The organism is Streptomyces melanogenes (genome assembly GCF_014649795.1).
In the GTDB taxonomy this organism is placed as follows: domain Bacteria; phylum Actinomycetota; class Actinomycetes; order Streptomycetales; family Streptomycetaceae; genus Streptomyces; species Streptomyces noboritoensis.
Genome location: NZ_BMTS01000011.1, coordinates 145530 through 170392, shown reverse-complemented (window position 1 = coordinate 170392; position 24863 = coordinate 145530). Strand labels below are relative to the sequence as shown.

Genomic DNA, 24863 nt, shown 5'->3' with positions numbered 1-24863 from the left:
GCCCCCCTTACTTCCCCCCTCTCACTGATCACCGGGACGTGATGACATGCGCAGCCACCACTTCAGCAGAATCCACGCGGCCGTTCTGGCGGGCGCCCTGGCCGCCGCCACGCTCACCGCCTGCGGCTCGGACGACTCCGGCTCCGGCTCGTCGAACAAGGTCAAGATCATGGTCGGCGGCCTGGACAAGGTCATCTATCTGCCCGCGATGCTCACCCAGCAGCTCGGCTTCTTCAAGGCCGAGGGCCTGGACGTCCAACTGCTCAGCGAGCCCGCCGGGGTGCAGGCCGAGACCGCGCTGATCTCCGGCGACGTCCAGGGCGCCGTCGGCTTCTACGACCACACGCTCGACCTTCAGGTCAAGGGCAAGCGGGTGGAGTCGGTGGTGCAGTTCTCGCACGCGCCGGGCGAGGTGGAGATCGTCTCCAGCAAGGCCGAGGGGGACATCGCCACGCCCAAGGACTTCAAGGGGAAGAAGCTCGGCGTCACCGGCCTCGGCTCGTCGACCGACTTCCTCACCAAGTACCTGGCGGTCCGCGACGGGCTGAAGACCAGCGACTTCACACCGGTGGCGGTCGGTGCGGGCCAGACGTTCATCGCCGCCCTGAAGCAGGGCGCCATCCAGGGCGGAATGACGACCGACCCGACGGTCGCCAACGTCCTGGACCAGAAGCTCGGCAAGGTCCTCATCGACATGCGGACGCCCGAGGGCTCGCGTGCCGCGCTCGGCGGCCCGTACCCCTCGTCGAGCCTCTACATGAACGCGAGTTGGGTCAACGGGCACCGGGAGACCGTGCAGAAGCTGGCGAACGCGCTGGTCAAGACATTGCTGTGGATGTCCTCGCACAGCGCGGAGGAGATCGCGGCGAAGATGCCCGCCGACTACGCGAAGGGCGGCAAGGCGCTCTACGCGCAGTCCATCAAGAGCACCCTGCCGATGTTCACCAAGGACGGGGTGATGCCCGCCGACGGGCCCGAGACGGTCCAGAAGGTCCTGAAGGCGTTCAACCCCAACCTCAAGAACGCGGACGTGGACCTGTCCAAGACGTTCACCACCGAGTTCGTGAACAAGGTCCCCAAGGGCTGAGCCGCCCGGACCCCGGAGTCAGCGGCCGGTCGCCCACTCGTAGCGGTGCTCGGGGCGGCCGGTCTCCCCGTAGCGCAGACCGAGCCGCACCCGGCCCGCCCGCTCCAGGAGCTTCAGATAGCGCTGGGCCGTCTGCCGGCTCACCCCCGCCCGCTCCGCGATCTCCTGCGCCGAGAGCGGGCCCTCGGCCGCGAGCAGCACCTGGCGCAGCAGTTCGGCGGTGGTGGGGGAGTGTCCCTTGGGCAGGTCGGGCTCGGCGGAGACCGAGAGCGCGCCGAAGATCCGGTCCACCTGGGCCTGTTCGGCCTGGCCGCCGCCGTCGAGGGTGCGGCGCAGCGCGGCGTACGCCTCCAGCTTGGTGCGCAGCCCCGCGAAGTTGAACGGCTTGACGAGGTACTGGAGCGCTCCCTGGCGCATCGCGGCCTGGACGGTGCTCACGTCGCGGGCGGCCGTCACCATGATCACGTCGGTGTGGTGGCCGAGCCGGCGCAGCTCGCGGACGACGGCGAGACCGTTCTCGTCCGGCAGATAGTGGTCGAGCAGGACCAGATCCACGGGGCGCTCGGCGATGACCGCGAGCGCCTCCGCGGCCGAATGCGCCTTCGCCACCACCCGGAAACCGGGAACTTTCTCGGCGTACGCGGCATTGATGTCGGCGACCCGCTGGTCGTCGTCCACGACGAGGACGTCGATCATCGCGCTTCCTCCCGCAGTGCGGTGCCGTCCGGATCCTCACGCGGTACGGCCCCGCCCGCATCCCCGGCCAGCGCCTCGCTCAGCGCCTCCGGCAGGGCCACGGTGAACTCGGCGCCGCCGTCCGGACCCGTCGCCACGCGCGCGTGACCGCCCTGCCGCTCGGCGAACCGACGGACCAGGGCGAGCCCCAGGCCCCGCTTGCCGTGGGCGGGCAGGGCCTTGGTGGACCAGCCCTCGGTGAAGATCAGTTCGCGCTGTTCGTCAGGGACGCCGGGGCCGCTGTCGACGACCCGCAGGACGGCCGTACGCCCCTCGGCGCGCAGGGTCACCCCGACCGAGGCGTCCGGAGTGCCCGCGGCCGCGTCCAGCGCGTTGTCCACGAGGTTCCCGACGACCGTGACGAGCCCGTGCGGGTCGACGAGCCGGTCGGGCAGCAGGCTGTCCGGCGTGATGCGCAGGGCGACCGCGCGCTCGGCCGCCACGGTGGCCTTGCCGACCAGCATCGCCGCGAGCAGCGGGTCGCGGACCTTCTCGGTGACCTGCTCGGCGGTCGTCCGGTGCACCCCGACCACCTCGGTGACGAACTCGACCGCCTCCTCGTGCATCTCCAGCTCCAGCAGGCCGAGCAGGGTGTGCAGCCGGTTGGCGTGCTCGTGGTCCTGGGCGCGCAGGGCGTCGATGAGGCCGTGGGTGGAGTCCAGCTCGCGGCCCAGGCGCTCCAGCTCGGTGCGGTCCCGCAGGGTGGCGACGGCGCCGCCGTCGTCGGTCGGCATGCGGTTGGCGACCAGGACGCGGTGGCCGCGCACGGTCAGCAGATCGGTGCCCGTGACGCGGCCCGCCAGCACATCGGTCGTCCGCCCGGCGCCGAGCACCTCGTCCAGGGGGCGGCCCGCGGCCTCGGGGCCGACGCCGAGCAGCCGCTGGGCCTCGTCGTTGAGCAGCCGGATCCGGCCGGTCCGGTCGAGCGCCACCACGCCCTCGCGGATCGAGTGGAGCATCGCCTCGCGCTCCGCGAGCAGCGCCGAGATATCGGAGAAGGCCAGGTCACGGGTCTGCTTCTGGATCCGGCGGGAGATCAGGTACGCGGCGAGCGCGCCCGCCGCGAGGGCGCCGCCCGCGTAGGCGAGCAGCCCGGGGATGGCGGCGAGCAGCCGGGCGCGCACGCTGTCGTACTCGATCCCGACGGACACCGCCCCCACGATCGCGCCGCCGGAGTCCCGCAGCGGCACCTTGCCGCGCGCCGAGCGGCCCAGCGTGCCGCTGTCGATCTCCATGACCTCCTCGCCCGCCAGCGCCTCGCTGGGGTCGGTGGAGACGACCTTGCCGATCTGCCCGCCGCCGGGGTGCGACCAGCGCACCCCGTGCCGGTCCATGACCACCACGTACTCGGCGCCGGTGGCCCGGCGGACCCGCTCGGCCTCGCGCTGCACGGGGCCGTCGGCGGCGGGCCGGGACGCGACCAGGTCCGTCGCGACCTGTGGCTGGGCGGCCGTCGACTGGGCGATGGCGAGGGCCCGGCGCATCGCCTGGTCGTCGAGCTGGTGGCTGAGCGGGGCGAGGAACAGGCCGGTCGCGAGCACGGTGACACCGGCGGCGACGGCCAGCTGCATCAGCAGCACCTGGGAGAAGACGCGCTGCGGCCAGCCGAACCGCCGCCGTCCGGGCGGGGGCGTGCGGGGGACGGCACTCACGCCTATGCACGGTAGACGGCTCCCTGAGGCATTCCGAAATCTGTTCGCACCGTGGGCACCGCCGCGTTCCCGGCCGCCCTTTCGCGCGGCAGCACTACGCAAATCCCACGCAAGTCGTTTGCATTGTTTGCGGTGAATTTACGGGCATGCGACAGCAGCTCCGAAAAGCCGCAGGACCGACCGCCGATGCCTGCGAAAGCGATCGTTCCGGCAGGCGGGAGCTGGGTGGCGGGGGGTTGGTCAGTGGTGTGAGAGCCATGGACGCCTTGGCATATCTCTGCAACTCTCTGACCGCTCAACGCAAAAGTCTTGGTTCTTCAGTGCAGAAACCCTAGCCGCACGGATCGAGGACCCATGAGAATCCCCCACCGGAGAGGGCGCGCACGGGCGCGGGCGCTCTTCGCCGCCGTGGTCGCCACCAGTCTGATGATGGTCGGATGGCCGTCGCTCTCCGCCTCGGCGGCCGGCGGCCCCAACCTCGCGGCGGGCCGGCCGGCCGCCGGCTCCAGCGCCAACGCCCCCTACACCGCCGCCAACATCACCGACGGCAACGCCTCGACCTACTGGGAGAGCTCCGGCAGCAGCCTCCCGCAGTGGGTGCAGGCCGATCTCGGCGCCTCCGCGCGCGTGGACGAAGTCGTCCTCAAGCTCCCCGCCGGGTGGGAGGCCCGGCAGCAGACCCTCGCGGTGCAGGGCAGCGCCGACGGGACGAGCTTCACCACCCTGGTGAGCTCGGCCGCGTACAGCTTCAGCCCGGGCTCCGGCAACACCGTGAAGATAGGTTTCCCCGCCGCCCAGACCCGGTTCGTACGGATCGACGTCCGGGCGAACACCGGCTGGCCGGCCGCCCAGCTCGCGGAGCTGGAGGTGCACGCCGCGGGTGATGCGAGCGGCAACCTGGCCCTGGGCAAGACCCTGACCGCCAGCAGCCACACCCAGACCTATGTGCCGGGCAACGCCAACGACGATGACCGGGCCAGCTACTGGGAGAGCGCCAACGGCGCCCTGCCGCAGTGGCTCCAGGCCGACCTCGGCGCCTCCGTCCGGATCGACCGGGTGGTGCTGCGGCTGCCGGACGGCTGGGGTGCGCGCACCCAGACGCTGAAGATCCAGGGCTCGGCCAACGGCACCGACTTCACCGATCTGACCGCCGCCAAGGCGTACGAGTTCAGCGCGGCCACCGGCCAGTCCGCCGCCCTCGCCTTCGACGCGGTGACCACCCGGTACGTACGGGTCCTGGTCACCGCCAACACCGGCCAGCCCGCGGGGCAGCTCTCCGAGCTGGAGGTCTACGGCCCCGCCACCGGCGACACCGAGCCGCCCACGGCCCCGAGGAACCTCGCGTACACCGAGCCCGCCACCGGTCAGATCCGGCTGACCTGGGACGCCGCGACGGACAACACGGGCGTGACCGGGTACGACGTCTACGCCAACGGCGAGCTGCGCACCAGCGTCGCCGGGAGCACCACCGCGTACACCGACACCCAGCCGACCGGCGCGACCGTCTCGTACTACGTACGAGCGAAGGACGCGGCCGGGAACCAGTCGGCCGACAGCAACACCGTCACGCGCAAGGGCGACACCGGGGACACCCAGGCGCCCACCGCACCGGGCGGCCTCGCCTTCACCGAGCCGTCGAGCGGCCAGATCAAGCTCACCTGGCAGGCCTCGACGGACAACGTGGGCGTCACGGCCTATGACGTCTACGCCAACCAGACCCTGGTCAAGAGCGTGGCCGGGAACGTCACCACGTACACCGACAGCCAGCCCGCGAACCTGACCGTCTCGTACTTCGTACGAGCCAGGGACGCGGCCGGGAACCAGTCGGGCAGCAGCAACACCGTGACCCGCAACGGGAGTTCCGGCGACGGCTCCAACCTCGCGGTGGGCAAGCCGATCACCGCGTCCTCGGTGATCCAGAACTTCGTCGCGGAGAACGCCGTCGACAACAGCCTCACCACCTACTGGGAGGGCGCCGCCAACAGCTATCCGAACACGCTCACCGTGAAGCTCGGCGCCAACGCCGACACCGGCTCGGTGGTGCTGAAGCTCAACCCGGACAGCGGCTGGGGCACCCGGACGCAGAACATCCAGATCCTCGGCCGCGAGCAGAGCGCGACCGGGTACACCAGCCTGGTCGCCGCGAAGGACTACACCTTCAACCCGTCGAGCGGGAACACGGTGACGGTCCCGCTCGCCGCGCGGGTCGCGGACGTACAGCTGAGGTTCACCGCCAACTCGGGCGCGACGGCCGGGCAGATCGCCGAGTTCCAGGTCATCGGGGTGCCCGCGCCCAACCCGGACCTGGAGGTCACCGCGCTGAGCGCCGCCCCGGCCGCGCCGGTGGAGTCGGACGCCGTCACGCTCTCCGCGACCGTGCACAACAAGGGGACCTCGGCCTCGCCCGCCACCACCGTCGCCTTCCAGCTCGGCGGGGCCAAGGCGGGCACCACGAACGTCGGCGCACTGGCCGCCGGAGCCTCGCAGACCGTGACGGCGAACATCGGCTCGCACGACGCGGGAACTTACGCACTGGGCGCGGTCGTTGATCCGGACAACAGCGTCATCGAGCAGAACGACTCCAACAACAGCATCACGGGCACCCCGCTGGTGATCAAGCCGGTCGCCTCCTCCGACCTGATCGCCTCCGGTGTGGGCTGGTCCCCGAGCGCCCCCTCGGCGGGCCAGTCGGTGTCCTTCTCGGTGACCGTGAAGAACCAGGGCACGGTGGCGTCCGGCGGCGGGTCCCACGCCGTCACGCTCACGCTCCTGGACGCGGCGGGCGCGCCGGTGAAGACCCTCACCGGTGCGTACGACGGCACGATCGCCGCGGGCGCGAGCGCCCCGGCGGTGAACCTCGGCAGCTGGACGGCGGCCAACGGCACGTACACGGCGAAGGTGGTGATCGCGGACGACAGCAACGAACTGCCGGTGAAGCGCGGCAACAACACCAGCACCCAGCCCCTCTTCGTGGGACGCGGCGCCAACATGCCGTACGACACGTACGAGGCGGAGGACGGGGTCACGGGCGGCGGGGCCAAGGTCGTCGGTCCCAACCGGACCGTCGGTGACCTCGCGGGCGAGGCGTCCGGCCGCAAGGCCGTCACGCTCAACAGCACGGGCAGCTATGTGGAGTTCACGACCAGGGCACCCACCAACACCCTGGTCACCCGGTTCTCGATCCCGGACGCGGCGGGCGGCGGGGGCATCGACTCCACCCTTGACGTCTATGTGGACGGCACCTTCCGCAAGGCCGTCACCCTGACGTCCAAGTACGCCTGGCTGTACGGCGCCGAGACCGGACCCGGCAACTCCCCGGGCTCGGGCGCGCCCCGCCACGTCTACGACGAGGCGAACGTGCTGCTCGGCGACACCGTGCCCAAGGGCAGCACGATCCGGCTGCAGAAGGACGCCGCGAACTCCTCCTCGTACGCGATCGACTTCATCAGCCTGGAGCAGGCGTCCGTGCTGCCCGACCCGGACCCGGCGACGTACACCGTGCCCGCCGGATTCACCCACCAGGACGTGCAGAACGCGCTGGACAAGGTGCGGATGGACACCACCGGCAAGCTGGTCGGTGTGTATCTGCCGCCCGGCGACTACCAGACGTCGAGCAAGTTCCAGGTGTACGGCAAGGCGGTGCGGGTGGTCGGGGCCGGGCCCTGGTACACGCGGTTCCACGCGCCGGCGGGCCAGGAGAACACCGACATCGGCTTCCGCGCCGAGAACACGGCGAACGGTTCGGTGTTCACGGGCTTCGCGTACTTCGGCAACTACACCTCGCGCATCGACGGACCGGGGAAGGTCTTCGACTTCTCCAACGTCGCGGACATGACCATCGACGACATCTGGGCCGAGCACCAGGTGTGCCTGTACTGGGGGGCCAACACCGACCGGATCACCATCAAGAACACCCGGATCCGCGACACCTTCGCGGACGGCGTCAACATGACCAACGGGTCCACGGACAACCACGTGGTCAACAACGAGGCCCGGGCCACCGGCGACGACAGCTTCGCGCTGTTCTCGGCGATCGACGCGGGCGGCGCGGACGAGAAGAACAACGTCTACGAGAACCTGACCTCGCTGCTGACCTGGCGGGCCGCGGGAGTCGCCGTCTACGGCGGGTACGACAACACCTTCCGCAACATCCGGATCGCGGACACGCTCGTCTACTCCGGGATCACCGTCAGCTCGCTGGACTTCGGCTATCCGATGAACGGCTTCGGGACCGGGCCGACGACGTTCGACGGCGTCACCATCGAGCGGTCCGGAGGGCACTTCTGGGGAGCGCAGACCTTCCCCGGGATCTGGCTCTTCTCGGCGTCGAAGGTGTTCCAGGGGATCCGGATCAACAACGTCGACATCATCTCCCCGACGTACAGCGGAGTGATGTTCCAGACCAACTACGTAGGAGGGCAGCCGCAGTTCCCGATCAAGGACACCGTCCTGAGCAACATCAGCATCTCCGGGGCGCACCGCAGCGGTGACGCCTATGACGCCAAGTCCGGGTTCGGACTGTGGGCCAACGAGATGCCGGAGGGGGGACAGGGTCCGGCGGTCGGCGAGGTGACGTTCAACGGCCTGAAGTTCTCGGACAACGCACAGGACATCAGGAACACCACGTCCACCTTCAAGATCAACATCAACCCGTAGCGGTCGCGCGGTGAACGGCGGATGCCGCTCCGGGCTCCCTCCGGGGCGGCATCCGCAGCTACGCAAGCGACTTGCAGGGCTTGCGCTAGTCTTGCGCGCATGACGCGACGACTTGCTCAGGTGGCCAAGAAGGTCGGGGTCAGCGAGGCCACGGTCAGCCGGGTGCTCAACGGCAAGCCGGGGGTCTCCGAGTCCACCCGGCAGGCCGTGCTCACGGCCCTGGACGTCCTCGGCTACGAGCGCCCCACCCAGCTGCGCGGCGAGCGGGCGCGGCTCGTCGGCCTGGTCCTGCCGGAGCTGCAGAACCCGATCTTCCCGGCGTTCGCCGAGGTCATCGGCGGTGCGCTGGCGCAGCAGGGGCTCACCCCGGTGCTGTGCACCCAGACCAAGGGCGGGGTCTCCGAGGCCGACTACGTCGAGCTGCTGCTCCAGCAGCAGGTCTCCGGTGTGGTCTTCGCGGGCGGCCTGTTCGCGCAGATGGACGCCCCGCACGGGCACTACCAGCAGCTCGCCGACCGCAAGGTGCCCGTGGTGCTGATCAACGCCTCCATAGAGCACCTCGACTTCCCCTGTGTGGCCTGCGACGACGCGGTCGCCGTGGAGCAGGCCTGGCGCCATCTGGTCTCGCTCGGCCACCGGCGGATCGGCCTGGTGCTCGGCCCGCCCGACCACGTGCCCTCCCGGCGCAAGCTCGACGCCGCCCGCGCCCTGGCCGAGGCGGCCGGCGAGGGGCTGCCCGAGGAGCGCGTGGAGCGGGCGATGTTCTCCCTGGAGGGCGGCCAGGCGGCCGCGTCGCGGCTGCTGGAGCGCGGGGTCACCGGGATCATCTGCGCCAGCGACCCGCTCGCCCTCGGCGCCGTGCGGGCGGCCCGCCGCCGGGGCCTGGACGTGCCGCGCGACGTCTCGGTGGTGGGGTACGACGACTCCGCCTTCATGAACTGCACCGAGCCCCCGCTGACCACCGTGCGCCAGCCCATCGAGGCCATGGGGCGGGCCGCCGTGGAGCTGCTGTCCGCGCAGATCGGGGGCGGGGTGGTGCCGCCCGGAGAGCTGCTCTTCGAGCCGGAGCTGGTGGTGCGCGGCTCCACGGCCCAGGTGCCGCGCTGACCCGCGTACCTCCCTCATGACCTCAGCGCGCCGGGCGTCCTCGCCCGGCGCGCTGTTGTGTGCGGGGCGGGCATGTCCGGCAGTCGGTGACCTGTCAATCATTTGCGATTTCAGCGCGAGATATTGCGTCCATCTGGCGTCGGTGGTTGAGTGTGCCGCGCCCCGGGGCCCGTCGGCCGGGGCCCTCCCACGCTGAGCCCGAAGGGGACCATCGATGAGACGCACCCGGCTCCGCCCCGTCCGACCCCCGCGCCGCACCCCGGCGGCCGCCCTCCTCTGCGCCGCCGCCCTGACCGCCCTCGCCGCCTGCGGCACCAGCAGCAGCGGCAACGGAGGCGACGACGGCTCCGCCAAAGGAGGTTCGTCCGACCCGGCCGCCCCGCTCGACCCCAAGGCGAAGGTCACGCTGACCATCGACTGCATGCCGCCCGCCGCCAAGGCCGCCGAGCTGAAGGAGTGGAACGAGGACGTCGCCACCTTCAACAAGGCGTATCCGAACGTCAGGATCGTCGGGAGGTCGACGCCCGGCCAGTGCGAGGAGCCGGCCCGGTTCACCGCGATGCTCAAGGCCAAGTCCCAACCCGACGTGTTCTACACGTACTTCACCGACCTCCAGCAGGTCCTCGACAACGACGGCGCCGCCGACATCTCCGCGTACGTCAACCAGAAGTCGGTCCCCGCGCTCGCCGACATCGACCCGGGCGTCCTCGGCGTACTGAAGAAGGACGGCAAGCTGTACGGCGTCCCGACCAGCAACTACCGGATGGGCCTGCTGATCAACCGCAAGCTCTTCCAGCGGGCCGGACTCGATCCCGACCGCCCGCCCACCACCTGGGCCGAGGTCCGCGCCGACGCCAAGGCCATCGCCGCGCTCGGCAACGGCGTCTACGGCTACGGCGACTACAGCGCCGAGAACACCGGCGGCTGGCACTACACCGCGGCCCTCTACGGCCTCGGCGGCGACGTGGTCTCGGCCGACGGGACCAAGGCCGCCTTCCGCACCGACCTCGGCCGCCAGGTCGTCCAGAACCTGCACGACATGCGCTGGACCGACGCCAGCATGAGCAAGACGCAGCTGCTCAAGTGGGGTGATCTCCAGAAGCAGATCACCGCCGACAAGATCGGCATGTTCCTCGCCGCGCCCGATGACATCGCGTACATGGTCCAGCAACTGGGCGCCGAGTACGAGAACTTCGGCATGGGGCCGATCCCCGGCGGCAAGGCCACGCTCGGCGGCGGCAACGGCTACATGATCAAGAAGGGCAGCTCGCCCGACAAGATCAAGGCGGCTATCGCCTGGCTGAACCTCAAGACGCTCTCCCCGGGCAAGGGCCAGTTCGACTGGTCGCGCAGCAAGGCGGACGGGCTGCCGGTCGGCGTGCCGCAGCCGAACTTCTTCCTCGGCGCGACCAAGACGGCCGACGACAAGGCGCGCGCCGACCACGCGACCATGCCCGTCGTGAACTTCAAGGCGTACATGGACAACCCGGTCCCCGGCAAGGCCGAGCCGCCCAAGGCGCAGGAGATCTACAAGGTCCTCGACAACGTGATGTCCGGGGTCCTCACCAACAAGGACGCGGACGTCGACAAGCTGCTGGCCACCGCCGAGTCCCAGGTCGACCAGGTCCTGGCGAACCGATGACGAAACCGGCCGGGCCGGTGTCCGGGCCGCTCAGACGCCAGCTGACCGCACACGGCTTCCTGATCGGCGCCGTGCTCTGCTTCGCCTTCTTCTCCTGGTACCCGATGGCCCGGGAGTTCGTCCTCGCCTTCCAGAAGACGAAGGACGGGCGCACGACCTGGGCCGGCTGGTCCAACCTGAGTTACGTCTTCCACGACCCGGCGTTCTGGCAGGCCTGGCGCAACACGCTGCTGTTCACCGGACTCGCGCTGGTACTCGGCTTCGCCGTCCCGTTCCTCGTCGCCGTACTGCTCAACGAGTTCCGGCACGGCCAGGGGTACTTGAGGCTGCTGGTCTATCTGCCGGTGATGCTGCCGCCGGTCGCGTCGGTGCTGCTCTTCAAGTACTTCTACGACCCCGGCTACGGCCTCTTCAACCGGATCCTGGAGCTGGTGCACCTGCCCGCGCAGCAGTGGCTCCAGTCCACCGACACCGCGATGATCTCCGTGGTGATCGCCGCGACCTGGATGAACATGGGCGGCGCGACGCTCATCTATCTGGCGGCGCTCCAGGGGATACCGGGCGAGCTGTACGAGGCGGCGGAGCTGGACGGGGCGGGGCTGCTGCGCAAGATCTGGCACGTCACCATCCCGCAGATGCGGCTGATCCTCTCGCTGATGTTCCTGATGCAGATCATCGCCACGATGCAGGTGTTCACGGAACCGTTCCTGCTGACCAACGGCGCGGGGCCGGAGGGCTCCACGACGACCGTGGTCTATCTGATCTACCAGTACGCGTTCAACTTCAACAACTACGGCGGGGCCGCGGCGCTGGGGCTGTGCCTGCTGGTGCTGCTGGCGGGGTTCTCGGCCGTGTACGTACGCCTGAGCCGCGACAGCGCCGACTAGAACGGACGGTGGACCCCGTGTCGACACGCACCCTCATCTCGCCCGCCACCCTCGGCCGGACCCGGGGCAAGGTCGTCTACTGGAGCGTGTTCAGCCTGGTCACCGTGGTGTTCACGCTCGTCTTCGTCGGTCCGCTCTACTGGATGGCCGTCAACGGGCTCAAATCGACGGACGAGTTCACCCGGATCCCGCCCACCCTCGTTCCGCACGGCGTGCACACCGACAACTACACGCACGCCTGGAAGGTCATGGACCTGGCGCGGCTGCTCAGGAACACGCTCTGGTACGCGTTCGGAGCGCTCGTCTTCCAGCTGGTCCTCGACGTGGCCGCGGCCTACTCCCTCTCGAAGCTCCGCCCGCTGTTCGGCAAGGCCATCCTCGCGATGATGCTGGCCACGCTGATGATCCCGGCCGCGGTCCTCGTCGTACCGCAGTATCTGACCGTCCTCGACGTGCCGGTCTTCCGGCGGAACCTGCTCAACACGCCCTGGGCGATCTGGCTGCCGTCCGTCACCAACGCCTTCAACATCTTCCTGCTGAAGCGGTTCTTCGACTCGATCCCGCGCGAACTGCTCGACGCGGCCGCCATCGACGGGGCGTCCCCGCTGCGGACCCTGCGGTCCGTGGTGCTGCCGATCTCCCGGCCGATCCTCGGCGTCGTCTCCATCTTCGCGGTGGTCGGCGTCTGGAAGGACTTCCTCTGGCCGATGCTCACCCTGCCCGACCCCTCCAAGCAGACCCTCAACGTCGGCATCTACTCGCTCGCCCAGGGCGTGCCCGAGAACTGGCTGACGGCCGCGCTCGCCATGGCCTGCCTGCCGACGCTCCTCATCTTCCTGGTCTTCCAGCGCAACATCATGAGCGGCCTGACCGCGGGCGGCCTCAAGGGCTGACCGCCGCCGCCCTCCCGCTCCGCCGTCGGCCCTCCCGTCCAGGCCCCGCAGCCCGGGCCGACGGCGGGATCCTCCCTGCCCGAAAGGACCGTGACGTGGCAGTCCCCGATCCGGACGCATGGTGGCGCTCGGCCGCCGTCTACCAGGTGTACGTACGCAGCTTCGCCGACGGCGACGGCGACGGCACCGGGGACCTGGCGGGCGTACGGGCGAAGCTGCCCTACCTCGCCGAACTCGGCGTCGACGCCCTGTGGTTCACGCCCTGGTACCTCTCGCCGCTCGCCGACGGCGGGTACGACGTGGCCGACTACCGCGCCATCGACCCCGCCTTCGGTACCATGGCCGAGGCCGAGAAGCTCATCGCGGAGGCCCGTGAGCTGGGCCTGCGCACGATCGTCGACATCGTCCCCAACCACCTCTCGGACCGGCACCCCTGGTTCCGGGCCGCCCTCGCGGCCGGGCCCGGCAGCCCCGAGCGCGAGCTGTTCCACTTCCGGCCCGGACGCGGCGCGCACGGCGAGCTGCCGCCCAACGACTGGCCCTCGCAGTTCGCGGGCGAGCCGCCGTGGACCCGGGTCGCGGACGGCGAGTGGTACCTGCACCTGTTCACCCCCCGGCAGCCGGACCTCAACTGGGCGCATCCGGCGGTCCGCCGCGAGCACGAGGACGTCCTGCGGTTCTGGTTCGAGCGCGGGGTGGCGGGCGTCCGCGTCGACTCCGCGGCGCTGCTCGTCAAGGATCCGGCGCTGCCCGACTTCACGGAGGGCGTCGACCCGCACCCGTACGTCGACGTCGACGGCATCCACGCCGTCTACCGCTCGTGGCGCGCGATCGCGGACGAGTACGGCGGGATCTTCGTCGGGGAGGTGTGGCTGCCCGACAGCGAGCGCTTCGCCCGCTATCTGCGCCCCGACGAGCTGCACACCGCCTTCAACTTCGCCTTCCTCTCCTGCCCCTGGGACGCGGTACGGCTGCGCGCCGCCGTCGACGACACCCTCGCCGAGCACGCCCCGGTCGGCGCCCCCGCCACCTGGGTGCTGTGCAACCACGACGTGACCCGCACGGTGACCCGGTACGGGCGCGAGGACACCGGGTTCGACTTCGCCAAGAAGCGTTTCGGCACCCCGGCCGACCCGGCACTCGGCACCCGCCGGGCCCGGGCCGCCGCCCTGCTGTCGCTCGCCCTGCCCGGCTCGGTCTACCTCTACCAGGGCGAGGAACTCGGCCTTCCCGAGGCCGACGTCCCGCGCGACCGCATCCAGGACCCGATGCACTTCCGCTCCGGCGGCACCGACCCCGGCCGGGACGGCTGCCGGGTGCCGCTGCCGTGGACGGCCGAGCCGTGGGCGACGCCGTGGCTGCCGCAGCCGCCGGGGTGGGCGGCGTACGCGGCAGACCGCCAGGCCGGGGATCCGGGCTCCATGCTCACGCTCTACCGCAGGGCCCTGCGGCTGCGCCGGACCCTGCCCGGCTTCGGGGACGGCCCGCTGACCTGGCTGGACGCGCCGCCCGGTGTCCTCGCCTTCGCCCGCCCGTACGGTCTGCGCTGCCTGGTCAACCTGGCGGACGCGCCGGTCGTGCTGCCGCGCCACAGCGAACCGCTGCTCACCAGCGGGCCGCTGGACGCCGCCGGACGGCTGCCGAGGGACACGGCCGTCTGGCTGCGGGCGTGAATTCCTTATCCGTTCCTTATCTTTATCGGTTCCTCATGCCTCCGGGATGTCCGCCTTGGCGCGCACCAGCGTTTCGCGGGTGATCGCGACGATCCGCTCGTATTCGGCCCGCGCGGCGTCGCTCGGCAGCTTGCCGTCCAAGTCCTCGGTCATGTCCGTACCGATGACGGCGAACCTGCCGTCGCTCAACTCGAAGATGTCCGGGCACGTCTGTCCCGACAGGCTGCCGCGTTCCCGTGGGGAGGCACCGACCCTGCGCACGATTTTCACCAAGGGACCGTTCCAATGGCTCGGAGGAGTCTAGGACGTAGGACAGATAACCAGACTCCCGGAGCCCGCGGTGGGCCGGTGCGGAATTGGTGAGGATTACCTCGACTTGCTGATGTTTCGTACGATCTCGTCCACGCGACGGCCGAGACGTGCCTCTTGTGAGTCCTTCTGCAGCGCGGCCCGGTGCTGCCGGGTGAACTCCCAGTATTCGCGGAAAATAGGACTGCGGCAGATGACCCGCAGATGCCCGCCGATCTCGCTCTCGCTCGTCGAGCCGGTCCGGTACGCGTGCAGCACATTGCTGTAGAGGGCGTTCGCGTAGAGGAACTGGCGCTGTTTGACCGGCGGCACGTCCCCCTCGAACGTGTCCAGGACCGCCGCCAGTTCGGGGTCGTCCATGGCCTTGCTGAGCAGGTCGAAGTGGAGCCGGTGCTGGTGGGTGAGGGTGATCCGGCGGGCCAGCAGCCGGTGCTGGAGGGCGAGTCCGGCGGCGCCCGCGGCGACCGCGAGCCCGGCGAAGACGCCGCCCGCCGAGGCCCCGGCAGCGGCCGGGGCGATCGCGTGGAACCCGGCGCCGAGCGCCAGGCTGAGGACGGCGGCCAGCGCCACGGCGCCCGCCGCGAGCGCCGCCGTCGCCGCCGTACCGTCGTGCTGTCCGGTTCTGTGCAGGCTGGTCATGTCTCTTCTCCCGTACGACTGTTACTACTGTGGGGGAGCGGGCGGCCCCGGCGTGGCCCTGATCTCCTCATCGATCAGCTCTGCCAATTTCCTTTCGTGGCTGTCCCCGGGAAGAGCGAATTTCGCGTCCCTGGAGAGCGCCCAGTAGCGACGATAGGGCTCACTGCTCCGTAAGGACCTCGCGTGTACGCGTAGTTCGTCGTCCGAATAGCTGCCCCACTGGCGGGCGAGCAACAAGTGCCCGAACGTCAGGTTGGCGAAGAGGTACTGACGCTCCTCCTCGTGAGGGATACCCGGAAAGCCGTTCCACACTGCCGCGAGCGACGGATCCTCCATGGCCATCCGGGTGAGCTGCACATGCAGGGAGCGCATATTCGCCTCGGCGCTGCGGTGGAGTTCCTGGCGGGACTGGGTCAGTTCCTCGCGCTGGTCCGCGAGTTCGGTCCGCTGCATGCGCAGTTCCTGGTATTGGAGCAGCAGCGCCACCACGAGTATGAGGAATGCCAGGCCGGAGAAGACGGCGCTGGCGGCGCTGAAATAGTTGCCGATCTGGCTGCGGCCCTCGGCGCGGTCGAGGCCGCCCTCGCGCCGCTGGACGGTGTCGATGAGCCAGCCGCTGACCAGCACGGCGGCCGCGCTCACCAGGGCGGTTCCGGCGAGCGTGGCGGCCGTCCAGAGGGCGAACCTCGCGGCGGAGCGGAGCCAGGGGGACGGGGCTGGGGTTCCTGTCATCAGACCTCCCGGGTGTGGGCACTCAATCTGCCCGCGCGCGAGCGCCAAATATCCTGGAGCGGGTCGGGGGCATCCCCGCGCCCCGTCCCCGTCCCCGTCCCCGTCCTCGTCTGAGAGAGGCCCCCGTGAGCCCCACCGGTCCGACCCAGCAGATCCCCGTCGTCGTCCTCGCGGGCTTCCTCGGCTCGGGCAAGACCACCCTGCTCAACCATCTGCTGCGGGCCAGCAGGGGCACCCGGATCGGGGCGATCGTCAACGACTTCGGGTCCATCGAGATCGACGCGATGACCGTGGCCGGACAACTCGGTGACTCCACGCTGTCGCTCGGCAACGGCTGCCTGTGCTGTGCCGTAGACGCGAGCGAGCTCGACGTCTACCTGGAGAAGCTGACCCGGCCCGCCGCCCGGCTCGACGTCGTCGTCATCGAGGCGAGCGGCCTCGCCGAGCCGCAGGAGCTGGTGCGGATGGTCCTGGCCAGCGAGAACCCCCGGGTGGTGTACGGAGGGCTGGTCGAGGTCGTCGACGCCGCCGAGTACGAGGCGACCCGCGAGAAGCACCCCGAGATCGACCGGCACCTCGCCGTCGCGGACCTCGTGGTGCTCAACAAGACCGACCGGGTGCCGAGGGCGGGCCTGGACCGGCTGCGCGCGTCGCTCGGCGGGGCCGCGTCGGTGGTCGAGTCCGTGTACGGCCGGGTCGACCCGGAGCTGTTCTTCGACCGCAGGCCGAGCACCGAGCGCGTGGGCCAGCTCGCCTTCGAGGACCTGCTGGACGACGAGGAGGAGCACGGGCACGGCGAGGCGTGCGGCTCCGAGTGCGGCCACGCGGTCCATCTGCACACCGCGTACGAGTCCGTCGCCTTCACCTCGGCCGCGCCCATGGACCCGCGTCGGCTGATGGCCTTCCTCGACAGCCGTCCCGAGGGCCTCTACCGCATCAAGGGGTTCGTCGACTTCGGCGCGGCCGACCCGCGCAATCGCTACGGCGTCCACGCCGTCGGCCGCTTCCTGCGCTTCTACCCGGAGCCCTGGCCGCCCGGCGAGGAGTGCCTCACCCAGCTCGTCCTGATCGGCTCCGGGACCGACGCGGACGGCCTGCGCACGTCACTGGAGGCGGCGGTGGCGGGCCCGGGGGACATCCAGGACGAGCCCGCGATGTGGGGCGTGCTCCGCTACGTACAGCAGGCGGACGAGGCCGAGGAGGCCCCGGGCGCGGACGACTGACCGCGTCCGGGGCTCCCCGTACGACCGCCCGCTACGACGCCGGGCCCGCCAGCGCCGTCACCGCGTGGCCCAGCGGTGTGCCCGAGCCGTCGCGGCGCGGGTCCGGCTCCGGGAGCTCCACCGGGGTGCCGTTGGCCTGCGCCGCCTTCGCCGGGGCCGCGCCCGCCCAGGCCAGGACCAGCATGTCCTCGCCCTTCAGGAACCGCTGGCAGCGCACGCCGCCGGTGGCCCGGCCCTTGCGCGGATACTGGTCGAACGGCGTCAGCTTGACGGTCGCCGCCGAGTCCCCGAGCAGCGTGCCGCGCGAGCCCGCCACCGTGAACACCACGCCGTCCGCCGCCGGGTCGACCACCGTGAACGAGATCACCTTGGCGCCGTCGGCCACCTTGATGCCCGCCATACCGCCCGCCGGGCGGCCCTGCGGGCGCACCTGCGAGGCCTGGTAGCGCAGCAGCTGGGCGTCGTCCGTGATGAAGACCAGGTCCTCCTCGCCGGTGCGCAGCTCCGCCGCACCCACGATCCGGTCGCCGTCCTTGAGGGTGATGACCTCCAGCTCGTCCTTGTTGGCCGGATAGTCGGGCACCACGCGCTTGACCACGCCCTGCTCGGTGCCGATCGCCAGACCCGGCGACGACTCGTCCAGCGTCGTCAGACAGACCAGCGTCTCGTCGGCCTCCAGCGACAGGAACTCCGAGACCGGGGCGCCGCCCGAGAGGTTGGGCGCCGCCGCCGTGTCCGGCAGCTGCGGCAGGTCGATCACGGCGAGCCGCAGCAGCCGCCCGGCCGAGGTGACCGCGCCGACGTCGCCGCGCTGGGTGGCGGGCACCGCGGACACGATCACGTCGTGCTTGGTGCGCCGCTCGGCCTCCGCGAGCGGTTCCGCGTTCGCCGTGCGCGCCAGCAGGCCCGTCGAGGAGAGCAGCACCCGGCACGGGTCGTCCGCGACCTCCAGGGGCACCGCCGCGACCGGCGCGCCCGCCGACTCCAGCAGCACCGTCCGCCGCTCGGTGCCGAACTTCTTGGCCACCGCGGCCAGTTCGGTCGAGACCAGCTTGCGCAGCTCGGTGTCGGACTCCAGGATCCCGGTCAGCTCGTCGATCTCGCCGGTGAGCCGGTCGCGCTCGCTCTCCAGCTCGATGCGGTCGAACTTGGTGAGGCGGCGCAGCGGGGTGTCCAGAATGTACTGCGTCTGGATCTCGCTGAGCGAGAAGTGCTCGATCAGGCGCTGCTTGGCCTGCGCCGAGTTGTCACTCGACCGGATGAGACGGATGACCTCGTCGATGTCGAGGAGCGCGACGAGGAGGCCCTCCACCAGGTGCAGCCGGTCGCGGCGCTTGGTGCGGCGGAACTCGCTGCGCCGGCGCACGACCTCGAATCGGTGGTCGAGGTAGACCTCCAGGAGCTCCTTGAGGCCCATGGTGAGCGGCTGGCCGTCCACCAGCGCCACGTTGTTGATGCCGAAGGACTCCTCCATCGGCGTCAGCTTGTAGAGCTGCTCCAGGACGGCCTCGGGCACGAACCCGTTCTTCACCTCGATGACCAGGCGCAGGCCGTGCGAGCGGTCGGTGAGGTCCTTGACGTCGGCGATGCCCTGGAGCTTCTTCGAGCCGACCAGGTCCTTGATCTTGGAGATCACCTTCTCCGGGCCGACCGTGAACGGCAGTTCCGTGACGACCAGGCCCTTGCGGCGGGCCGTCACGTTCTCCACCGACACCTTGGCGCGGATCTTGAAGGTGCCGCGGCCCGACTCGTAGGCGTCCTTGATGCCGGACAGGCCGACGATCCGGCCGCCGGTCGGCAGGTCGGGGCCGGGGACGAAGCGCATCAGCGCTTCCAGGTCCGCGCTCGGATACCGGATCAGATGGCGGGCGGCGGCGATGACCTCGCCCAGGTTGTGCGGCGGCATATTGGTCGCCATGCCGACCGCGATCCCCGTCGCGCCGTTGACCAGCAGGTTCGGGAACGCGGCGGGCAGGGCCACCGGCTCCTGCTCCTGGCCGTCGTAGTTCGGGGAGAAGTCGACGGTGTCCTCGTCGATCGACTCCGTCATGAGCGAGGTGGCGTCGGCCATCTTGCACTCGGTGTAGCGCATCGCGGCCGGCGGGTCGTCGTTGCCGAGCGAGCCGAAGTTGCCGTGGCCGTCGACCAGCGGCAGGCGCATGGAGAAGGGCTGCGCCATGCGCACCAGCGCGTCGTAGATCGACGCGTCTCCGTGCGGGTGGAGCTTGCCCATGACCTCGCCGACCACGCGCGCGCACTTCACGTACCCGCGCTCGGGGCGCAGGCCCATCTCGTTCATCTGGTAGACGATGCGGCGGTGCACCGGCTTCATGCCGTCGCGGGCGTCCGGCAGGGCCCGCGAGTAGATCACCGAGTAGGCGTACTCGAGAAAGGAGCCCTGCATTTCGTCCACGACGTCGATGTCGAGGATCTTCTCCTCGAAATCGTCCGGCGGCGGGGTCTTCGTGCTGCGGCGGGCCATCGCGGCTGCGGCTCCTTCACCAACGAGTTCTTCTTAGCGACCACCAACAAGGTCTGCTGCTGACGCCGACCATTGTGGACCGTCCCACTGACAACGCCGACCGCGACCCGGGAACTTCGCCAGGTGTCGGTGCGCTTGCATACAGTGGCAGGACTTCTTCACCGCGATCGAAGGGACGTACATGCCCATGGGTCACACGGCCACCGCCCAGGCCGGCTCCGGCGGCCTGACAGCGACCGAGCACCGGCTGGCCAACGGCCTGCGCGTGGTGCTCTCCGAGGACCACCTGACCCCGGTCGCCGCGGTCTGCCTCTGGTACGACGTGGGTTCCCGCCACGAGGTCAAGGGCCGTACGGGCCTGGCTCACCTCTTCGAGCACCTGATGTTCCAGGGCTCGCACCAGGTCCACGGAAACGGTCACTTCGAGCTGGTGCAGGGGGCGGGCGGCTCGCTCAACGGCACCACCAGCTTCGAGCGCACCAACTACTTCGAGACCATGCCCACGCACCAGCTGGAGCTGGCGCTGTGGCTGGAAGCCGACCGCATGGGCTCGCTGCTCTCCGCCCTGGACGACGAGTCCATGGAGAACCAGCGCGACGTCGTCAAGAACGAGCGCCGCCAGCGGTACGACAACGTGCCGTACGGCACGGCGTTCGAGAAGCTCACCGCGCTCGCCTACCCCGAGGGCCACCCGTACCACCACACGCCGATCGGCTCCATGGCCGACCTGGACGCGGCGACGCTGGAGGACGCGCGGAACTTCTTCCGTACGTACTACGCGCCGAACAACGCGGTCCTCTCGGTCGTCGGCGACATCGACCCGGAGCGCACCCTCGCCTGGATCGAGAAGTACTTCGGCTCCATCCCGACCCACGACGGCAAGCAGCCGCCGCGCGACGGCGCGCTGCCCGGCGTCATCGGCGAGCAGCTGCGCGAGGTCGTCCACGAGGACGTCCCCGCGCGCGCCCTGATGGCCGCCTACCGGCTGCCGCACGACGGCACCCGCGAGTGCGACGCCGCCGACCTGGCGCTCACCGTCCTCGGCGGCGGCGAGTCCTCCCGGCTGCACAACCGCCTGGTGCGCCACGACCAGAGCGCCGTGGCGGCCGGGTTCGGCCTGCTGCGCCTGGCGGGCGCGCCCTCGCTCGGCTGGCTGGACGTGAAGACGTCCGGCGGCGTCGAGGTCCCCGACATCGAGGCGGCCGTCGACGACGAGCTGGCCCGGTTCGCCGAAGAGGGCCCCACGGCCGAGGAGATGGAGCGCGCCCAGGCCCAGCTGGAGCGCGAGTGGCTGGACCGGCTCGGCACGGTCGCCGGCCGCGCCGACGAACTGTGCCGGTACGCGGTGCTGTTCGGCGACCCGCAGCTCGCCCTGACCGCCGTCGACCGGGTGCTCGACATCACCGCCGAGGAGGTGCGGGACGTGGCCCGGGCCACCCTGCGCCCGGACAACAGGGCGGTGCTGGTGTACGAGCCGACCGCCGCCGAAGCAGACGACGCGGCCGACGCCGACGCCAAGGGAGCAGAGCAGTGAGCGAGACCGGCGTGACCATGCAGTTCCACCCCCAGCCGGCCGCCGGCACCGCGCGTCCCTGGGCGTTCCCCGCCCCCGGCCGCGCCACCCTGCCCAACGGGCTCACCGTGCTGCGCTGCGACCGCCCCGGCCAGCAGGTCGTGGCCGTCGAGATCTTCCTCGCCGCCCCGCTGGACGCCGAGCCGACGGGCCTGGACGGCGTCGCCACGATCATGGCGCGGGCGTTCTCCGAGGGCACCGACAAGCGCTCCGCCGAGGAGTTCGCCGCCGACCTGGAGCGCTGCGGCGCCACCCTGGACGCGCACGCGGACCACCCGGGCGTGCGGGTCTCCCTGGAGGTGCCGGTCTCCCGGCTGCCCAAGGCGCTCGGCCTGCTCGCGGAGGCGCTGCGCGCCCCGGCGTTCGCCGACGCGGAGGTCGACCGGCTGGTCCGCAACCGCCTCGACGAGATCCCGCACGAGCTGGCCAACCCGGCCCGCCGCGCCGCCCAGCAGCTCTCCCGCGAGCTGTTCCCGGCCACCGCGCGCATGTCGCGCCCGCGCCAGGGCACCGAGGAGACCGTCACGCGCATCGACGCGGCGGCGGTCCGGGCCTTCTACGAGGCGTACGTACGCCCGGCGGCGGCCACCGCGGTGATCGTGGGCGACCTGGGCGCCACCGACCTGGACGCGGTCCTGGCGGACACCCTGGGCGCCTGGACGGGCACCCCGGCCCAGGAGCGCCCGATGCCCCCGGTCACCGCCGACGACACCGGCCGCGTGGTCATCGTCGACCGGCCCGGCGCCGTCCAGACGCAGCTGCTGATCGGCCGGATCGGCCCGGACCGCCACGACCGCGTCTGGCCCGCCCAGGTCCTCGGGACGTACTGCCTGGGCGGCACGCTCACCTCCCGCCTGGACCGCGTCCTGCGCGAGGAGAAGGGCTACACGTACGGAGTGCGGGCCTACGGCCAGGTGCTGCGCTCCGGCGCGGAGGGCACCGGCGCGGCCATGCTCGCCATCAGCGGCTCGGTCGACACGCCCAACACCGGCCCGGCCCTGGACGACCTGTGGACGGTGCTGCGCAAGCTCGCCGCCGAAGGCCTCAACGACGCCGAGCGGGAGACCGCCGTGCAGAACCTGGTGGGCGTGGCCCCGCTCAAGTACGAGACGGCGGCCGCCGTCGCCGGGACGCTGGCCGACCAGGTCGAGCAGCATCTCCCGGACGACTTCCAGGCGCAGTTGTACGCGCGGCTGGCCGACACCGGCACCGTGGAGGCCACCGCGGCGGTCGTCAGCGCCTTCCCGGTGGACCGGCTGGTGACGGTCCTGGTCGGGGACGCGGCGCAGATCGAGGAGCCCGTCAAGGCGCTCGGCATCGGTGAAGTCACCGTCGTATCAGGCTGATTGAACCGCCCGCCGGAGCTGTCCGGCAGCCGGGCGGAGGAGTCGGGTGAGGACCCCGGTGGCCGAGTGGCCGCCGGGGTCCTCCCTTATGTCCGATTTATTGGGGAGGTTGCCTGTCTGTCATGTGGCGTGCGCTACAAAAAGACGTGTCTGTTTGGTGATTGAAAGATCAGCCGTCTAGCGTCGGTCGGGCTGTCCGTCACCACCCGTCGCAGCCGCGGCACCGGACAGCGATCGCCGAGTCCCCAACTGGCGCGAGCCAGGGGAGCCGGGGACCCACTCAGTCCCTGGGGTGAATCGGACGCCTCCGCCCGCGGAGGGGCCCGTAGGAGACCTTCCAGCTCCGAACCCGTCAGCTAACCCGGTAGGCGAGATGGAAGGAAAGGACACCGCCTCTCCATGGCGTTCACCCGTGCCACCGGGAAACACCGTCGTCCGAGCGCCGTGTCGCGCAAGAGCGCGAACATCGCGGGCATCGCCACCCTCGCCACCGCCGGCGTCGTGGGCACCCTCGCCTCCCCGGCCCTGGCCGCCGAGAACTCCGCGCCCGCCGCGGCCTCCGTCGAGGACACCGGCATCACCCAGGCCATCGTGATCGGCGACTCCCTCGCCGACCGCATCGACGCCCAGGCCGCCGCCCAGCAGCACGCCGCCGACAAGGCCCGCGCCATCGCCGAGGCGAAGCGCAAGGCCGAGGCGAAGGCCAAGGAGGAGCGCGAGGCCCGGGAGCGCGCCGCCCGCGAGGCCGAGCGCAAGCGCCTCAACTCCTTCGTCGCCCCGATCGACGGCAGCTACGTCTCCACCGGCTACAAGACCGGCGGCTCGATCTGGTCCTCCGGCAGCCACACCGGCATCGACTTCCACGCCGGCATGGGCACCTCGGTGCACGCCGTGGGCCTGGGCACCGTCGTCGAGGCGGGCTACGGCGGCGCCTACGGCAACAACATCGTGATCCGGATGAACGACGGCACGTACACGCAGTACGGCCACCTGTCGTCCATCGGTGTCTCCGTCGGCCAGCGCGTCGAGCCGGGCCAGCAGATCGGCCTCTCCGGCAACACCGGCAACACCACCGGCCCGCACCTCCACTTCGAGGCCCGCACCGGCGAGTCGTACGGCTCGGACATCGACCCGATCGCGTACCTGCGCTCGCACGGCGTCAACGTCTGACGGCCGTCCCCGCACCTTCCACCGGAGCCCCCGGCGCACCCGCGCCGGGGGCTCCGGCGTCGTGGCCGGGCGCGGTGAGCCGTCCGTGGCCAAAAGATATGCATTGCATACGGCATGTCACCGGGAATTAACAGCCGCTGGAATAGAGTCGCCGAACAGGCGTCGATCGACCGCGTTTCGCGGGGATTAAGGCGGAGGTTCGGTCATGCGCATTCCGGCGCAATCGGTATGCACGGCAATCCGCGACGACATCGTCGCGGGGCTCTTCGCGCGCGGCAGCCGGCTCACCGAGGAAGTGCTCGCCCGGCGGTACGGGGTGTCGCGCGTCCCGGTCCGCGAGGCGCTGCGCACGCTGGAGTCCGAGGGGTTCGTCACCACGCGCCGGCACGCCGGGGCCTGTGTCGCCGAGCCGACCGAGCAGGAGGCCGCCGACCTGCTCGAACTGCGCGCGATGCTGGAGCCGCTGGCCGCCTCGCGGGCCGCCGCCCGGCGCACCGAGGCCCACCTCAAGGTGCTGCGCGGCCTGGTCAGGCTGGGTCAGGACCGCATCCGGCGGGCCCAGGGCGAGGATCTGCGCTCGCTGGGCGTCTGGTTCCACGAGACGCTCGCCCAGGCCTCCGGCAGCCCCGGCCTCATCGCCCTGCTCACCCAACTGCGGCACAAGATCGCCTGGATGTACGTGGTGGAGCAGCCCGCGCTGCCCGCCGAGTGCTGGGCGGAGCACGGGGCGATCGTGGACGCGGTGGCGCGCGGCGACGCGGAGCGGGCCAGGTCGCTGACCGCGCACCACGCCGAGCGCGCGTTTTCCGCCTATCGCCTGCGGGGTCCGGTGGACGTGAGGATTTCGCAACATGCCGTAAACACGGCGAGCGTCCGCGCTTAACGGGATCGCCGTATACAAAGGGAGTGCGGGGGCGGGGTTCTTTTGTGCTGCCCGAATTCGCCACGGGAATTCGACGGCACGGGCAGGACAGCAGTGCAACCCGCTCAACCCGCTTGACTCATGCAAAAGAAAGAAGCCGCCGACCCTGAATTCAGGATCCGCGGCTTCTTTCGC

Annotated in this window: 18 protein-coding genes and 1 riboswitch; of the genes, 12 read left to right on the top strand and 6 right to left on the bottom strand. The window is 70.8% G+C overall.

Going from position 1 to position 24863, the window contains the following annotated elements; genetic code table 11:
* Nucleotides 1-46: 46 nt before the first annotated feature.
* On the top strand, nucleotides 47-1087 hold the full coding sequence (locus IE252_RS24105) for an ABC transporter substrate-binding protein (RefSeq protein WP_190091560.1): 1041 nt from the start codon (nucleotides 47-49) through the stop codon (nucleotides 1085-1087).
* 18 nt (nucleotides 1088-1105) lie between these two features.
* On the opposite strand, the gene IE252_RS24100 is transcribed toward IE252_RS24105, so the two are convergent.
* Together IE252_RS24100 and IE252_RS24095 are read right to left on the bottom strand one after the other, a co-directional pair.
* Entirely contained in the window at nucleotides 1106-1783 is a 678-nt protein-coding gene (locus IE252_RS24100; RefSeq protein WP_190091559.1) for a response regulator, read from the bottom strand.
* Nucleotides 1780-3393 carry an ATP-binding protein gene (locus IE252_RS24095; RefSeq protein ID WP_190091680.1) on the bottom strand — a complete coding sequence of 538 codons (1614 nt, stop codon included), beginning with the start codon at nucleotides 3391-3393 and terminating at the stop codon, nucleotides 1780-1782. Before IE252_RS24095 ends, IE252_RS24100 begins: the two co-directional genes overlap by 4 nt.
* A gap of 435 nt (nucleotides 3394-3828) precedes the next feature.
* On the opposite strand from IE252_RS24095, the gene IE252_RS24090 reads away from it, so the two are divergent.
* The 6 genes from IE252_RS24090 (at nucleotide 3829) to IE252_RS24065 (ending at nucleotide 14332) form a co-directional block, all read left to right on the top strand.
* On the top strand, nucleotides 3829-8130 hold the full coding sequence (locus IE252_RS24090) for a discoidin domain-containing protein (RefSeq protein WP_444545957.1): 4302 nt from the start codon (nucleotides 3829-3831) through the stop codon (nucleotides 8128-8130).
* A gap of 99 nt (nucleotides 8131-8229) precedes the next feature.
* Complete coding sequence (locus tag IE252_RS24085) at nucleotides 8230-9237, top strand: LacI family DNA-binding transcriptional regulator (protein ID WP_190091558.1); 1008 nt, start codon at nucleotides 8230-8232, stop codon at nucleotides 9235-9237.
* Nucleotides 9238-9451: 214 nt separating this feature from the next.
* Nucleotides 9452-10879, top strand: coding sequence for an ABC transporter substrate-binding protein (locus IE252_RS24080; RefSeq protein WP_190091557.1), 1428 nt, complete (start codon nucleotides 9452-9454; stop codon nucleotides 10877-10879).
* On the top strand, nucleotides 10876-11766 hold the full coding sequence (locus IE252_RS24075; RefSeq protein ID WP_190091556.1) for a carbohydrate ABC transporter permease: 891 nt from the start codon (nucleotides 10876-10878) through the stop codon (nucleotides 11764-11766). The genes IE252_RS24080 and IE252_RS24075 overlap by 4 nt, the downstream gene beginning before the upstream one ends.
* A gap of 17 nt (nucleotides 11767-11783) precedes the next feature.
* Nucleotides 11784-12659, top strand: a complete 876-nt coding sequence (locus IE252_RS24070; RefSeq protein WP_190091555.1) for a carbohydrate ABC transporter permease — start codon at nucleotides 11784-11786, stop codon at nucleotides 12657-12659.
* Between the two features lie 95 nt (nucleotides 12660-12754).
* A complete protein-coding gene (locus IE252_RS24065) occupies nucleotides 12755-14332 on the top strand; it encodes a glycoside hydrolase family 13 protein (RefSeq protein WP_190091554.1) in 1578 nt (525 codons plus the stop codon).
* Between the two features lie 33 nt (nucleotides 14333-14365).
* Here the strand turns inward: IE252_RS24065 and IE252_RS24060 are convergent, their stop codons facing one another.
* From IE252_RS24060 to IE252_RS24050, 3 genes are all read right to left on the bottom strand, one after another.
* Nucleotides 14366-14602, bottom strand: coding sequence for a hypothetical protein (locus IE252_RS24060; RefSeq protein WP_190091553.1), 237 nt, complete (start codon nucleotides 14600-14602; stop codon nucleotides 14366-14368).
* A gap of 96 nt (nucleotides 14603-14698) precedes the next feature.
* Nucleotides 14699-15280 (bottom strand): DUF6082 family protein, encoded by a 582-nt coding sequence (locus tag IE252_RS24055; RefSeq protein ID WP_190091552.1) that lies wholly within the window; start codon nucleotides 15278-15280, stop codon nucleotides 14699-14701.
* 24 nt (nucleotides 15281-15304) lie between these two features.
* Nucleotides 15305-16012 carry a DUF6082 family protein gene (locus IE252_RS24050; protein ID WP_190091551.1) on the bottom strand — a complete coding sequence of 236 codons (708 nt, stop codon included), beginning with the start codon at nucleotides 16010-16012 and terminating at the stop codon, nucleotides 15305-15307.
* A 125-nt stretch (nucleotides 16013-16137) separates the two neighbouring features.
* Here IE252_RS24050 and IE252_RS24045 point away from each other — a divergent pair, with 125 nt between their 5' ends.
* A complete protein-coding gene (locus tag IE252_RS24045; RefSeq protein ID WP_229848762.1) occupies nucleotides 16138-17235 on the top strand; it encodes a CobW family GTP-binding protein in 1098 nt (365 codons plus the stop codon).
* Between the two features lie 31 nt (nucleotides 17236-17266).
* Here the strand turns inward: IE252_RS24045 and IE252_RS24040 are convergent, their stop codons facing one another.
* Nucleotides 17267-19717, bottom strand: a complete 2451-nt coding sequence (locus IE252_RS24040; RefSeq protein ID WP_190091550.1) for a DNA gyrase/topoisomerase IV subunit A — start codon at nucleotides 19715-19717, stop codon at nucleotides 17267-17269.
* Between the two features lie 181 nt (nucleotides 19718-19898).
* Here IE252_RS24040 and IE252_RS24035 point away from each other — a divergent pair, with 181 nt between their 5' ends.
* The 4 genes from IE252_RS24035 to IE252_RS24020 all read left to right on the top strand — a co-directional run bounded on the left by IE252_RS24035 (nucleotide 19899) and on the right by IE252_RS24020 (nucleotide 24689).
* Nucleotides 19899-21251: a M16 family metallopeptidase gene (locus IE252_RS24035; RefSeq protein WP_190091549.1), complete on the top strand. Its 1353-nt coding sequence runs from the start codon at nucleotides 19899-19901 to the stop codon at nucleotides 21249-21251.
* Between the two features lie 17 nt (nucleotides 21252-21268).
* Nucleotides 21269-22636: a M16 family metallopeptidase gene (locus IE252_RS24030; RefSeq protein ID WP_373298604.1), complete on the top strand. Its 1368-nt coding sequence runs from the start codon at nucleotides 21269-21271 to the stop codon at nucleotides 22634-22636.
* A 225-nt stretch (nucleotides 22637-22861) separates the two neighbouring features.
* Nucleotides 22862-23022, top strand: a riboswitch (cyclic di-AMP (ydaO/yuaA leader).
* 13 nt (nucleotides 23023-23035) lie between these two features.
* A complete protein-coding gene (locus IE252_RS24025) occupies nucleotides 23036-23806 on the top strand; it encodes a M23 family metallopeptidase (protein ID WP_190091547.1) in 771 nt (256 codons plus the stop codon).
* A 205-nt stretch (nucleotides 23807-24011) separates the two neighbouring features.
* On the top strand, nucleotides 24012-24689 hold the full coding sequence (locus tag IE252_RS24020; RefSeq protein WP_190091546.1) for a GntR family transcriptional regulator: 678 nt from the start codon (nucleotides 24012-24014) through the stop codon (nucleotides 24687-24689).
* Nucleotides 24690-24863: the final 174 nt, after the last annotated feature.

Coding starts and splice junctions, on each gene's coding strand:
- IE252_RS24105 (WP_190091560.1), top strand. CDS start 47: ATGCGCAGCCACCACTTCAGCAGAATCCACGCGGCCGTTCTGGCGGGC.
- IE252_RS24100 (WP_190091559.1), bottom strand. CDS start 1,783: ATGATCGACGTCCTCGTCGTGGACGACGACCAGCGGGTCGCCGACATC.
- IE252_RS24095 (WP_190091680.1), bottom strand. CDS start 3,393: ATGCAGCTGGCCGTCGCCGCCGGTGTCACCGTGCTCGCGACCGGCCTG.
- IE252_RS24090 (WP_444545957.1), top strand. CDS start 3,829: ATGAGAATCCCCCACCGGAGAGGGCGCGCACGGGCGCGGGCGCTCTTC.
- IE252_RS24085 (WP_190091558.1), top strand. CDS start 8,230: ATGACGCGACGACTTGCTCAGGTGGCCAAGAAGGTCGGGGTCAGCGAG.
- IE252_RS24080 (WP_190091557.1), top strand. CDS start 9,452: ATGAGACGCACCCGGCTCCGCCCCGTCCGACCCCCGCGCCGCACCCCG.
- IE252_RS24075 (WP_190091556.1), top strand. CDS start 10,876: ATGACGAAACCGGCCGGGCCGGTGTCCGGGCCGCTCAGACGCCAGCTG.
- IE252_RS24055 (WP_190091552.1), bottom strand. CDS start 15,280: ATGACCAGCCTGCACAGAACCGGACAGCACGACGGTACGGCGGCGACG.
- IE252_RS24050 (WP_190091551.1), bottom strand. CDS start 16,012: ATGACAGGAACCCCAGCCCCGTCCCCCTGGCTCCGCTCCGCCGCGAGG.
- IE252_RS24040 (WP_190091550.1), bottom strand. CDS start 19,717: ATGGCCCGCCGCAGCACGAAGACCCCGCCGCCGGACGATTTCGAGGAG.
- IE252_RS24035 (WP_190091549.1), top strand. CDS start 19,899: ATGCCCATGGGTCACACGGCCACCGCCCAGGCCGGCTCCGGCGGCCTG.
- IE252_RS24030 (WP_373298604.1), top strand. CDS start 21,269: ATGCAGTTCCACCCCCAGCCGGCCGCCGGCACCGCGCGTCCCTGGGCG.
- IE252_RS24025 (WP_190091547.1), top strand. CDS start 23,036: ATGGCGTTCACCCGTGCCACCGGGAAACACCGTCGTCCGAGCGCCGTG.
- IE252_RS24020 (WP_190091546.1), top strand. CDS start 24,012: ATGCGCATTCCGGCGCAATCGGTATGCACGGCAATCCGCGACGACATC.